This is a genomic window from Flaviramulus aquimarinus (genome assembly GCF_039543205.1).
Classification (GTDB): domain Bacteria; phylum Bacteroidota; class Bacteroidia; order Flavobacteriales; family Flavobacteriaceae; genus Flaviramulus_B; species Flaviramulus_B aquimarinus.
In genome coordinates, this window is the sequence record NZ_BAABJH010000001.1 from 245,714 (window position 1) to 258,575 (window position 12,862).

General features: G+C 30.0%; 16 protein-coding genes. 7 read left to right on the forward strand and 9 right to left on the reverse strand.

The window, feature by feature from the left end:
- Nucleotides 1-78: 78 nt before the first annotated feature.
- Nucleotides 79-915: a universal stress protein gene (locus ABD941_RS01090; protein WP_345272085.1), complete on the reverse strand. Its 837-nt coding sequence runs from the start codon at nt 913-915 to the stop codon at nt 79-81.
- Nucleotides 916-1,094: 179 nt separating this feature from the next.
- On the opposite strand from ABD941_RS01090, the gene ABD941_RS01095 reads away from it, so the two are divergent.
- The 4 genes from ABD941_RS01095 to ABD941_RS01110 all read left to right on the forward strand — a co-directional run bounded on the left by ABD941_RS01095 (nt 1,095) and on the right by ABD941_RS01110 (nt 4,501).
- The gene (locus ABD941_RS01095) at nt 1,095-1,850 is read left to right on the forward strand and encodes a DUF3108 domain-containing protein (RefSeq protein WP_345272086.1); all 756 of its coding nucleotides are present in this window, start codon (nt 1,095-1,097) and stop codon (nt 1,848-1,850) included.
- A 17-nt stretch (nt 1,851-1,867) separates the two neighbouring features.
- A complete protein-coding gene (locus ABD941_RS01100) occupies nt 1,868-2,242 on the forward strand; it encodes an FUSC family protein (protein WP_345272088.1) in 375 nt (124 codons plus the stop codon).
- Nucleotides 2,243-2,364: 122 nt separating this feature from the next.
- Nucleotides 2,365-3,417: a M28 family metallopeptidase gene (locus ABD941_RS01105; RefSeq protein WP_345272089.1), complete on the forward strand. Its 1,053-nt coding sequence runs from the start codon at nt 2,365-2,367 to the stop codon at nt 3,415-3,417.
- Nucleotides 3,418-3,484: 67 nt separating this feature from the next.
- The gene (locus tag ABD941_RS01110) at nt 3,485-4,501 is read left to right on the forward strand and encodes a M28 family metallopeptidase (RefSeq protein WP_345272090.1); all 1,017 of its coding nucleotides are present in this window, start codon (nt 3,485-3,487) and stop codon (nt 4,499-4,501) included.
- A 114-nt stretch (nt 4,502-4,615) separates the two neighbouring features.
- Here ABD941_RS01110 and yajC read toward each other — a convergent pair whose 3' ends face one another.
- From yajC to nusB, 3 genes are all read right to left on the reverse strand, one after another.
- A complete protein-coding gene (yajC, locus tag ABD941_RS01115) occupies nt 4,616-4,912 on the reverse strand; it encodes a preprotein translocase subunit YajC (protein WP_345272092.1) in 297 nt (98 codons plus the stop codon).
- 10 nt (nt 4,913-4,922) lie between these two features.
- Nucleotides 4,923-5,423: a DUF1573 domain-containing protein gene (locus tag ABD941_RS01120; RefSeq protein WP_345272093.1), complete on the reverse strand. Its 501-nt coding sequence runs from the start codon at nt 5,421-5,423 to the stop codon at nt 4,923-4,925.
- 114 nt (nt 5,424-5,537) lie between these two features.
- Complete coding sequence (gene nusB, locus ABD941_RS01125) at nt 5,538-6,482, reverse strand: transcription antitermination factor NusB (protein WP_345272094.1); 945 nt, start codon at nt 6,480-6,482, stop codon at nt 5,538-5,540.
- 206 nt (nt 6,483-6,688) lie between these two features.
- On the opposite strand from nusB, the gene ABD941_RS01130 reads away from it, so the two are divergent.
- Both ABD941_RS01130 and ABD941_RS01135 read left to right on the forward strand, forming a co-directional pair.
- Entirely contained in the window at nt 6,689-8,446 is a 1,758-nt protein-coding gene (locus tag ABD941_RS01130) for an ABC transporter ATP-binding protein (protein ID WP_345272095.1), read from the forward strand.
- A gap of 190 nt (nt 8,447-8,636) precedes the next feature.
- Entirely contained in the window at nt 8,637-9,020 is a 384-nt protein-coding gene (locus tag ABD941_RS01135) for a PUR family DNA/RNA-binding protein (protein WP_345272096.1), read from the forward strand.
- Nucleotides 9,021-9,100: 80 nt separating this feature from the next.
- On the opposite strand, the gene ABD941_RS01140 is transcribed toward ABD941_RS01135, so the two are convergent.
- A complete protein-coding gene (locus ABD941_RS01140; RefSeq protein ID WP_345272098.1) occupies nt 9,101-9,436 on the reverse strand; it encodes a tRNA-binding protein in 336 nt (111 codons plus the stop codon).
- 47 nt (nt 9,437-9,483) lie between these two features.
- Between ABD941_RS01140 and ABD941_RS01145 the strand changes: the two genes are divergently transcribed.
- Nucleotides 9,484-10,038, forward strand: coding sequence for a thioredoxin family protein (locus ABD941_RS01145; RefSeq protein WP_345272099.1), 555 nt, complete (start codon nt 9,484-9,486; stop codon nt 10,036-10,038).
- A gap of 4 nt (nt 10,039-10,042) precedes the next feature.
- On the opposite strand, the gene ABD941_RS01150 is transcribed toward ABD941_RS01145, so the two are convergent.
- Genes ABD941_RS01150 through ABD941_RS01165 form a run of 4 tightly spaced genes read right to left on the reverse strand, consistent with a single transcriptional unit; the run spans nt 10,043 to nt 12,774 of the window.
- Nucleotides 10,043-10,525 carry a GNAT family N-acetyltransferase gene (locus ABD941_RS01150; protein WP_345272100.1) on the reverse strand — a complete coding sequence of 161 codons (483 nt, stop codon included), beginning with the start codon at nt 10,523-10,525 and terminating at the stop codon, nt 10,043-10,045.
- Nucleotides 10,526-10,550: 25 nt separating this feature from the next.
- Complete coding sequence (locus ABD941_RS01155; RefSeq protein WP_345272101.1) at nt 10,551-11,774, reverse strand: toxin-antitoxin system YwqK family antitoxin; 1,224 nt, start codon at nt 11,772-11,774, stop codon at nt 10,551-10,553.
- 10 nt (nt 11,775-11,784) lie between these two features.
- Entirely contained in the window at nt 11,785-12,330 is a 546-nt protein-coding gene (locus ABD941_RS01160; RefSeq protein ID WP_345272102.1) for a YfiT family bacillithiol transferase, read from the reverse strand.
- A 21-nt stretch (nt 12,331-12,351) separates the two neighbouring features.
- The gene (locus ABD941_RS01165) at nt 12,352-12,774 is read right to left on the reverse strand and encodes a hypothetical protein (RefSeq protein ID WP_345272104.1); all 423 of its coding nucleotides are present in this window, start codon (nt 12,772-12,774) and stop codon (nt 12,352-12,354) included.
- Between the last annotated feature and the right edge of the window lie 88 nt (nt 12,775-12,862).

A 12,862-nucleotide genomic window follows, 5' to 3' on the forward strand; every position in this document is an offset into this window, starting at 1 on the left:
TGGCTCCATACCCGTATTTGCAAAACAGATGGAGATGGTGAATGAAAACTATATGAAATTCTTCTCAGATTATTATAATCAATCCGAAATTTGCATAACCAGAAGCGGAATATCAATTTTAAATGCAAATTTCTCTACCGTATGGGTTGTAAACAAACGTTCTAAAAATGAATGTTTTTTATTCATGATGGCCAGCATTTTAATAGCGTTGTTGGTTATATAATGATGAACCGTATTAAACATATCGGCACTAGTGGTATCAATAAACTCATGCTTAGCCTTAATAAAATTGGTTTTAAAAAAATCCATATTATCATGAGCATCATAAGCCAAGTGATTTTGATCAGCAAGATGTAATATATGCAAAAATGAATTATTTAAAAGCATCATTTCATGTAATGCTCTTAAATCTTTAATTTTAAACTGTTTTAAATTTGTGGTGGCAAAAGCAAGTTTATCAATACTTTTAAACTTACACTTATCAGGTATGGCTAAAACGGGAACTTTACAACGCTGCATTACACGAACGGTATTGCTTCCAAAAAGCACTTTTTCCAATCCAGAAGCCCCTTTTGTGCCCATAATTATTAAATCAATCTGATGTTTTTCAGAAACTTGGTTTATAGAATCAATAAAATTATCATAATCTACAATAGAATGGAATTCATGGTTACCATGCTTGACTTTTATTTTTGAAATAATGTTATCTATAGACTTTTTGGCGGCATCAATCAACGTTTTATAAATCGTTGTTGACGAACCTACTGCCATCATATCATCAGAAATAAAAGACGATGCCTTTTGTACATTTAAAATATAAAAAAGGCAACTTTCATCTTTAAACAATTCCATGGCATAATTAATGGCATTCATAGAATTTTTAGAAAAATCTGTAGGTAACAATATGTTTTTCATGACAAGAATAGATTGATTATTAAGTAAATATAGCAGTCAACTGTAAGTAAAACTATGACAATTATCAGTTCATAAACACCCATTGCAATTCGTGTAAAAAATTAGTATAATAATTGAAAGCATTGTATTTTCGGCACAATAAATGTTAATTGGTACGTTATAACCTAAAATATAATTTTATGCTGCGTATATCTATTTTATTAGTATGCTTTTTTTCATTGTCGTTAAACGCGCAAAACAACGCTATTGGTCCTGGCGAAAAATTAACATATACCGCATCCTATAACATGTCTGGTATTTTGACAGATTTGGCTCAAGTTACCATGGAAACTAGTGCTGTAAAAACTTCTAAAACTTCACTTTTAAGGTTAAAATGTACAGCTACCACATATAGTAAATGGGATAGTTTTTTCAAGATTAGAGATTTATATGAAAGCTATGTAAGTCCTAAAACATTAACGCCATATTTGTACAACAGGGATATTAATGAAGGGAGCTATTATAAGAACATGAAATACACCTTTAGCCATAAAACAAAAACAGTAAAAACAATTCAAAAAAAGAAGAGGAATTGGGTTGAAAAGAAGACTGTATCCATAGGTTCTGGTACTAAAGATATTATATCAACATTATATAGTTTAAGAACGTTTGATATGACTAATTTAACTAAAGGTACCAGCAAAATATTCACTATTTTATTTGATCGAGAGGAAGTTAAAGGCAAAGTAACCTATTTAGGCAAAGACACCATATCTACAGCTATTGGCAATAAGGTATGTTACAAACTAGCTATTGAAGCCGTTAATTCAAATACCGTTAATGGCACATTATGGCTAACTGCTGATGAAAATAAAATCCCTGTATACGGAAAATTTAAAATACCGGTTGGCAATGGTGAATTAAAAATAAAGTCAGCCACAGGATTAAGACATTAATAAATAAATAGCAACAGATGAAAAAACTATTTACAACCTTAGCCATACTAGCCTCAATATTAGCCATTATCCTTTCTGTTTTACCAGTATCAAACTTAGCTGTTATTCCAGCAATTGCTGCACTTATATTTGGATTAATTGCCTTTTATTTATCTAAAAAAACTGGGCACATAAAAAAAATTATCCAATTTACATTTCTTTTAACCATTATGGCGTTGATAATTATTACGTATAAAGCTATTTTTACAGAAACAGAAGTTTCTAGTACAAAGGGGTTGGAGGCTACTGAAACGAAACTTGAAGAAGAAGCTTTAGAAGAATTAGAAGGCTTAGAAATTGATGAAATTGAAATTGATGAAACCGAATTAGAAGATATTCCATTCGAAGAGTAAGCGATTTCCTCTTTAATCTATATATTTGTACTCAATAAAAAAACTTGCATTCTAGAAGTCCCTTTTATTAAAGAGCATAACCTAGATTATAAGTGTGTGTAATTAAAAATTACTTAATCTAAATGAAGACCTTTTTTTTTCTCTCATTATTTACACTAGTTGGTACTTGCTCTACACCAAAATACACTGCTAAAATTCAAAATCTTAAGGACAGTATTCAATTATCCGATAGTACTTTGGTAACTAAATATGTTAATACTATAACGGCTGATGAGTTAAAAACACATTTATATAAATTTTCTTCGGACGAATTTGCAGGTAGAAAAGTTGGAGAACCCGGTCAAAAGTTAGCAGCGGAATTTTTAAAATCTTACTATCAAAACGAAACTATTGAATCGCCTTTTGGAGGTGATAATTATTTCCAAACCATTCCATCAAGTTTCTTTTTAAAAGGCATAAAAAGTTCTGAAAATGTGCTGGCATACATTGAAGGTTCTGAAAAACCCGATGAACTTATCATTATTTCGGCACACTTAGACCACTTGGGAATCTCTGAAAATGGAAAAATTAATAATGGAGCCGATGATGATGGTTCTGGTACGGTAGCACTTATGGAAATGGCTCAAGCTTTTAAGCTTGCTAAACAAGAAGGGTTTGGTCCAAAACGAAGTCTTTTATTTCTTCATTTAACCGCAGAAGAAATAGGAAAACAAGGCTCAGAATTTTATACAAAACACCCTGTTTTCCCTTTAGAAAACACCATTGCCAACTTAAATATTGATATGATTGGGCGTGTTGATGATATCCATAAAAACAATAAGGATTATATTTACTTAATAGGCTCAGATAGGTTGAGTAAAGAGCTGCATTATCTTTCTGAAAAAGTAAATAACGCCTATTTTAATATCAATATAGATTATAAATATAATGCTGAAAACGACAGTAATAAATATTATTCACGATCAGACCATTATAACTTTGCGCTTCAAGGTATTCCAGTTATTTTTTATTTTAATGGTGAACATGAAGATTACCATCAAGCAAGTGATACAGCAGATAAAATAGATTACCCATTATTGGAAAGACGTATTAAACTTATCTTTGCTACCGCATGGCAAATAGCAAATCAAGAGCATCGTGTGGCCGTTGATAAAGACAATGAACTGTTAAATTAAACAGAAAAGAATCAGTCTCTTAATTCAATTTTTGTAATATCGTATTTAAATCATTAAAATTTATAGTTTGAAAAATCTAACAATTCTTCTTTGCGCTACAGTATTATTAACATCTTGTAGTTCATCACAAAATAGAAATAAGTCCATAAAAACGGGTAATCCAGAAACTTATGCTACAACCATTACGGCTTCAGAACTTAAAGATATGCTCTATACTTATGCTTCGGACGATTTTGAAGGTAGAAAAACAGGAGAACCTGGGCAGAAAAAAGCTGTTGAGTTTATAAAAAATCATTATGTATCTGCTGGCATTACTTCTCCAATTACAGAAGGTGATTATTTCCAAGAAATTCCATCTTCATATTTTAATAAAAGTGGTATTGAAGATTCAGAAAATGTTTTGGCTTACATAAAAGGTTCTGAAAAGCCAGAAGAAATTATTATACTTTCGGCACATTTAGATCATATTGGTGTTTCAAGAAATGGAAAAATTAATAATGGAGCTGATGATGATGGTTCTGGAACTGTAGCTATAATAGAAATAGCAGAAGCTTTTAAAGCTGCTGAAAAGGTAGGATATGGGCCAAAACGTTCTGTCTTATTTTTACATGTAACTGGTGAAGAAATAGGGCTTTTTGGTTCGCGTTATTATGCTACTGTTGACCCCATTTTTCCTTTAAAAAATACGGTAGTAAACTTAAATATCGACATGATTGGACGTGTAGATCCAAAGCATGAAGAAAGCGGTAAAAACTACCTATACCTTATAGGTTCTGACAAATTGAGCAAAGAATTACATAATGTTTCTGAAGAAGTAAACAAGACCTATTTTAATATGGACTTCGATTACACTTATAATGACGATAACGACCCAAACCGTTTTTATTACCGTTCCGACCATTATAATTTTGCAAAACACAATATTCCCGTAATTTTCTATTTTAATGGCACCCATGCCGATTACCATAAGCCATCAGACACACCCGATAAAATTAATTATGAGTTTTTGGAAACACGAACAAGGTTGATTTTTCATACTGCTTGGGAATTAGCAAATCGTGATGAGCGTTTGAAATTGGATTAAATCCTTGTTAAAACTGACCTCAAATTATAATTTGACCCAGAAATAAAACAAAAACTATAAAACAAAAAAAGCTTCCTGAAACAGGAAGCTTTTTAAATATTATAAGCATGCTTGTTACTTAGCTTTTACTGGTGTATTAAGTTTTGAGCTCATTTCCATAGAAATGGCTGAACGTTCAAACTTTAATTTACCAGACATGGTTTCTAAAACACAACTACCATCTTTGTCGTTTAATTCTAAAACCTTACCATGTAATCCACTTTTGGTAATCACTCTATCACCACGCTTTAATTCGGCAGCAAACTTCTTTTCTTTTTTTGCTCGTTTCATTTGCGGTGCAATCATAAAGAAATACACAACAACAAACATTAATACAAATGGTAATAAACTACCGATTCCTCCTTCTCCCATTATCTTAAATTTATTTTACTGCTGGTGCTGTTTGCATAACAGGCTTAATAGCTGGTTTTTTATTTGGGTCTGGTTTAACAAATGCCATAATCTTAACAACCTCACTACCTTTTTCTGTATTAGCAGTAACTGTTATTGATTTTGAAACTTTATTAGTACCACTACCATTAAACTTAACAGAGAATTCACCTTCACCTCCTGGCAATAATGGATCTCTACTCCAATCTTGTGGTACAGTACACCCACAAGAACTTTTAATATCTGTAATAACTAGAGGGGCATCTCCAACATTTTTATATTTAAAAACTGTAGAAACGGCTGTTTTAGCTTCAATTTCTCCAAAATCATGTTCTGTTTTATCAAACTCAATGACTGGAAATTTAGATGAACTTGCATCTCTTTCAGCTGCTGCTGCTACATTTGTTTCATCAATTTGTTTAGTAGCATTCTCTTTACAAGATGTAAAAGCAATTAAACATAATGTACTTAATCCTAATATTACTTTTTTCATAGGTTATTTATTTATTGTTAGTTTTAATACTATTTGGTGCGTAAAAATAGTAATTATTTAAATGATTAAAAATTTTAGTTAACTTCTTAACAGAAATTAAACAGTTTTAATAAATCACATCAAGCCACGCCCTACTTTATTTAATGCCCCCGATGCTTCATATTCTTTAACCAACTTATCTAAAATACCATTAATAAAGATGCTACTCTTTGGTGTAGAATATTCTTTTGATATTTCCAAATATTCGTTAATCGTTACTTTAACTGGAATTGATGGGAAGTTTTTAAGTTCACAAATAGCCATTTGCAACAACACATAATCAACATTAGCAATACGTTCAGTATCCCAGTTTTGTGTTTTAACCTCTATTTCTTTGTTGATGGCCGTTTTGTTTAAAAGTGTTTTCTTAAATAAATCAATGGCAAATTGTTTGTCATCAACATCTTTATACAACTTGGGTGTAAAAAAGTGTTCTGGAGATGCTGTTTTTACTTTTCGCAATAACTTTAAAATAGTAGTATTTACAGTTGGAAGATCATCTAACCACGTTAAGTTTTTATCTTCCATATACTCATAAAGTTTGTCGTTTGGCGCAATAACATCTTTAAATACATCAACAATAAAATCTTTATCTTCTTTAAAATCTGACACTCTAGTTTGCATATATTCTTTATACAAATCACTAGACATTATAGATTTAAATATCACATCAACATACTCGCCGTCTAAGCCCCAATTGGTGATTTTATAACTTTCAAGCTGTTTTCTTAATTCAAGATTGTCATTTAAAAGTTTTAATAATTGATTATTGACAAACTTTCTGTTTGGATCTTTATCTTCTTGAGTAGCGAGGTGCTTTTTTTGTTTCTTTTGTAAATCGCTTTCAGCTCTTTTTTGAACTTCAATCAATAACGAGATTAATAGCAAGTATAAGTTGTACATATTATCTATACTAAACAATAAAAACTTTTGGTCTTTACTAAAATCATCACTCTCGCTACCTTTAAAGGCATACATAGTTTGCATTACTTTTACGCGAATATGTCTTCTATTTAGCATAATTACAAAGAACTTAGATTAAAAAATATGAAATTTTTTCATGGTTTTCGTGCCGCAAAAATAACATTATATTTAAAAAAATGCGTTTTATTATTCATTTAATTATCACAATATGTTTTAAGCTATATTTAACAATTACCTTATCATTTCAATGGCTTTAATTATCATTAATATGCTATATTTGCCTTCAATGACTAATTAAGTAAATGAAAGAGTTACAACACTTAAATAAGTACTTTTTAAAATACAAAATACAACTTTTAGTCGGCACCTTAATTACCATTGCTGCTAGAATATTTTTACTTTTCACACCTAGATATGTAAAAGAAATTTTTGTTGTTATTGAAAAACACACAAAAGGTTTAATTACTCAAGATGCTTTTGAAAGTGAACTTGCAGAAGCTATTCTATACATTATAGGCGCTGCATTAATTGGAGGTATCCTTACCTTTTTTATGAGGCAGGCTATTATAAATGTGTCGCGTTACATAGAATTTGATTTAAAAAATGAAATCTATGAACAATATCAAAAACTTTCATTAAATTTTTATAAAAAAAACAGAACAGGCGATTTAATGAACCGAATAACTGAAGATGTTGGTAGAGTTCGTATGTATGCAGGACCTGCTCTTATGTATAGCATCAATACACTTGCTCTTTTTGTTATCGTTATTATTTATATGGTTAACGCATCACCAAAATTGACTTTATACACTATTGTACCTTTGCCTATTTTATCGGTTATCATCTATAAATTAAGCAAAGAAATACACAAGCGTAGTACTATAGTTCAAGAATATCTATCTAAGCTTTCTACGTTTACCCAAGAATCGTTTAGTGGTATTTCAGTTATTAAAGCCTATGGTATAGAACCTCAAACTTCCGTAAATTTTAAATCTTTAGCCGCAGAAAGCAAAGCCAAGCAAATAAGCTTAGTAAAAGTACAGGCTTGGTTTTTTCCTATGATGATTTTACTTATCGGCACAAGTAATTTATTGGTTATTTACATTGGTGGGATGCAATATATTAATGGAGAAATAGAGAGTATTGGTACGATAGCAGAGTTTATTATTTATGTAAATATGTTAACATGGCCGGTAGCTACCGTAGGTTGGGTTACCTCTATCATACAACAGGCTGAAGCCTCACAAAAACGAATAAATGAATTTTTAAAGATTGAACCAGAAATTAAAAACACCATTAATTCACATACCAAAATTACGGGAGACATTAGTTTTAATAAGGTTTCTTTCACTTATGACGACACTAATATCCGAGCATTAAACGATGTGAGTTTTCATATTAAAGCAGGTGAAACATTGGCTATTTTAGGAAAAACCGGTTCTGGAAAATCAACTATTTTAGATTTAATAGGAAGACTTTATGATATTGATAAAGGAACCATTACCATTAATGATACAAAAATCGACCAACTTAATTTAACCGATTTAAGAGATAGCATTGGTTATGTACCACAAGATGCCTTTCTATTTTCAGATACCATTAAAACCAATATTAAATTCGGAAACCATGATGCTACCGATGATGATGTTATTGAGGCTGCTAAAAATGCGCAAGTTCATAAAAACATCATAAAATTCAATAAGGGCTATGAAACCAAGTTAGGAGAACGTGGCATAACACTTTCTGGCGGACAAAAACAACGTGTCTCTATAGCCAGAGCAATTATAAAATCACCAAAGATATTATTATTTGATGATTGCTTATCTGCTGTTGATACTGAAACCGAAGAAAAAATATTAAAAAACCTTGATAAAATCTCTAAAGGAAAAACTACAATTATTGTTAGCCACAGAGTCTCTTCTGCTAAAAATGCTGACAAAATAATTGTACTTGATAATGGTCAAATTGTTCAAGAAGGAATACATGATACACTTATAAATATTGATGGCTATTATAAGCACTTATACATAAAGCAATTGAGTGAAACAACAACTAAGTAAGATATAATTCGTGAATTTTATGTTTTTTCAAGAATTAGTTTTAAATGAAACCTTAATTTAAAATTGATATGGTTTTAAATTAAACGCAACAAAAATCAACTTTTAAAAAAGAAAATTTATTAATTATTGGTTAGTATCGGTTTTTTTTTAGATTTTTGATAGAATTATAAAAATAAATTTTAATTCAATTATGAACAATAATGGTATGATGGAGAAAGAGGAAATTTTTTCGAAAGTATTAAGAGCTGGAAGACGCACTTATTTTTTTGATGTTAGGGCAACTAAAGCTGAAGATTATTATTTAACGATAACTGAAAGTAAAAAGTTCACTAATGACGATGGGTCTTTTCATTACAAAAAACATAAAATTTATATTTACAAAGAAGACTTTTCAGAATTTAAAGAGATTTTAGCTGAAATGACTGATTATATCATTAGCGAAAAAGGTGATGAAGTAATTAGCGAACGCCATCAAAAAGACTTTAAAAAAGATTATGACGAAACCCCTAGAGTTACAGAGGATGAATTAAAAACTACTGAAAATTTTACAGATATAGATTTTGATGATATTTAATAGTCATCAAACAAAATAATTTAAACCGTAGTTATCTATTTAATTACGGTTTTTTTATGAACTCATATAAGTTTTTGGGTTTAACTTACAACACTTCCGTTTTTCACTTTACTTTCCGGGCTAAGCAATATAACATCATTTCCATTTACTGCTCCTAAAACCAAACATGCACTACTAAATTTTGCAATTTGTTTTTTAGGGAAATTAATAACGGCAACTATTTGCCGTTGAAGTAAATCTTCTTTTTTGTAAAGTTTGGTAATTTGAGCCGATGATTTTTTAATACCTAAATCGCCAAAATCAATAGTTAATTGATAGGCTGGTTTTCTAGCTTCTGGAAAATCATTTACTTCAATGATAGTACCTATTCGTAAATCGATTTTAATAAAATCGTCAAAAGTTATTATGTCATTCATTTCTTAAAAATACAAATTTTAACGAACTTTGAATAAACTTCACAATTATGGCTAGAACACCTTCAAACATGCTTCCGTTGGGTACAAAAGCACCAGGTTTTTCACTTATAGACACGATTTCAAATTCAACATTAAATCTTAATCAACTAAGAGGCGAAATAGGTACTGTTATTATGTTTATTTGCAACCACTGCCCTTTTGTAATTCATGTAAACCCTGAAATTGTTTCTATAGCTAATACTTATACTGAAAAAGGAATTGGCTTTGTTGCTATTTCTAGTAATGATGTACTAAACTATCCACAGGATTCTCCAGAAAACATGAGGCTCCATGCTAAACAAGAACATTATTCATTTCCATATCTGTATGATGAAACTCAAAATATAGCTAAGGCTTATCATGCTGCTTGTACACCAGATTTTTATACTTTTGATGAAAACTTAAAACTTGTTTACAGGGGTCAACTTGATAATTCTAGACCTGGCAACGGGCTTCCAGTTACTGGAAAAGATTTAAGACATGCTTTAGATTGTTTATTAGAAAATAAAGAAAACAAACAGCTACAAAAGCCTAGTATTGGATGTAATATTAAATGGAAATAGGAGGTTACAGTTTTAATTGCCAAAAACCTACATCAAGCCACTTATCAAATTTTTTTCCTACTTCTTTAAAATGTGCTACCAGTTTAAAATTAAACCTCTCATGAAGTCTAATACTTGCTTCATTCGGTAATGTTAATCCTCCCAAAACTATATGATAGTTTTCTTGCTTCAATAAACTAAGTAATTCTGTATACAGTTTAGTTCCAATTCTTTTCCCTTGCTCACCGTGCTTAACATATACAGTAGACTCTACAGTTTTGTTATAAGCTGGTTTTGTTCGCCATTTACTTCCATAGGCATAACCTAAAACCTCTTTGTTTTCTTCAAAAACTATAAAAGGATATTGATTATTAATTTTATTTATTTTTTTAGCAAAAACCTCCAATGACAAAGGTTCAACGTCAAATGTAATAATAGTATTTATTACATAGAAATTATAAATCTCTAATAGCTGTTTAAGGTCATCCTCAACATATGGTCTAATCATGCTTAAGTTTTTAATTTTAGATTAATTACTCTTTAACTAGGGAACCATCTTTATAGATATCAGTTTTAATTAATTCACCATTAATATCATATTCGTTAAGCTTTCCATTGCCATTAATAAGCGTACCTTTATTTAATGGGTTTCCTGCACCATCAAAACAGTTAATGATATCCATAAGCCCTCCATAATCACTATATAACTCTGTTTTATACAATTTTCCGTTAGTATGATAATAGACCCATTCTCCTGTTTTAGCATCTTGTGGCCAATTTGCTATAATTCCTATGGAATGTAATTTGCCATTAACATGGTATTTCTTATAATCATAATCGCCAGAATCTGTGTTTTTTATTTGTTCAGATAGTACGTTCCCATTTTTTAAATAAACCTTTTTATTAACTATGTATCCATAATTCATCTCTGCTTTAACCCATATCTCTCCAGTACTATAATAATAAAAATAATCATCCTCTAGTCTATCATCTTTATAATAGGATTGTGTTCCTATTTGCCCATTTTTATAATAATCAATATGTAAACCCGTCTTTTTTCCATGATTAAATTCTTTTTCGGAGCTAATATTTCCATCTTCATCATATGATATGTATTTACCATTGAATTTATCATCTGTAAAATGTGTTTTTAGTTTTAAAGTTCCATCTTCAAAATAGGAATAATAATCACCGTCAATTTTACCATTTATATAAATACTTGTATTTTTTAATTGTCCATTGTTGAAATACTCTTTTTTTTCTCCAACTATAACACCATTTATGTAATTAGTTTCTAGTTTTAGTTCAGAGTTTTCATAATAATCTTTAAATAATTTATCTGGCTTGCCATTTTCATTGTAAAATCCAATAGTTTGTAAAATTCCATTTGTGTGGTAACTTTTAAACTCTCCTACCCTCAGGTTATTATTAAAATGACCTATACTTAATAGTTTTCCTTCTTTTGAATATGTCTTTGCTGAACCATGGTATAAATCATCTTTAATATTAACTAATGCAGATAATTGCCCATTCTCATAATATTCCTTTCCTATCCCATTCATTTTCCCTTGAGAATAATAAACTATTCTCTGAAGCTTTCCTGATGGAAAATAATACTTTGTATCTCCGTATAATTTGCCATCTTTTTTACTGCTTTCCATTTTCATTTTACCATTATCATGATATTCTTTATATGGAACAGATTGAGACCGTGCGAAACTTATACTAACTAAACAAATAAATATTATTAATCTCATTGTGATGTATTTAAATCCAACCTTTACGTTTCATCAAATTTTCAATGTGTGCATAATGATGGTTACTATGCCAAGCGTAATTACCAACATTATAATTTAATTTAACCTCACTATTGGTTTCTGGGTGAATAAAACATTTATTAAAATCTTCTTCCGACAATCTTTTTAATAAGTATACCAACTTAAAATGAATAGCCCTAATATGACTTAAAGACATTTGAATCGGAGCATTTTTAGAGTCTATAAGTTCTGCCCAACGATCTTCGTAATAGGCTTTTATTACAGGTTTATCTTCGGTTAATGCCCATTTAAAACGTGTGTAACTATGGTGATGACTGTCTGAAACATGATGAACAACTTGCCTAATCGTCCACCCATCAGGTCTATAAACAGTATTTAACTGCTCGTCTGTTAAAGTACTAACTAGTTTTTCCAAACGCATTGGAAAATGCTCTAAAATAGAAATCCAGCTTTCAATATGTTGTTTGGAAATTGTGTTTGGACAATCAAATAGTCCAATAGGGTATTTGAAGTTTTGTAGTTCTTGCTCTGTCATAAAAACAAAGATAAAGAAATACTAAGCAACTATGGCGCTTCCTTTTTTAGTCCAATTTACAGCAGAATAAATGGATTTAAAATTTTTTATTTTATTTCTAAAGAATAATTCTTCAACCATTAAATTCATTAAACTAAACTTACTATTACTTACCACGTAATAGCCCTTTAAGGAATATTGGTTTTTAAAAAACTTTAGCCAATCTATGGCAACAACAGCATAGGTATTAATACGATTTGAAATATAAACAAGGTCTCTTCCGTCAGTACCTAAAAAACAAGACACATCTTCAACAATTTGCTTAGCATGATTGTTCCAACTAAAATTAATACCTTGTTTAATTTCAGAAACAATAAACCCTTCAAAAATAAAAATATCTCCAAAAGAATAATTCAATTCTTTAAGGACTTCGGAATATAAATTTGTTTGTTTTACACTGATCACATAACAAAAGTATATCTAGATAATTTTAGTAAAAAATATAATCGATGAAGCTAAATAATTATTAGTCATTTGGTGTTTTATGGCTAAA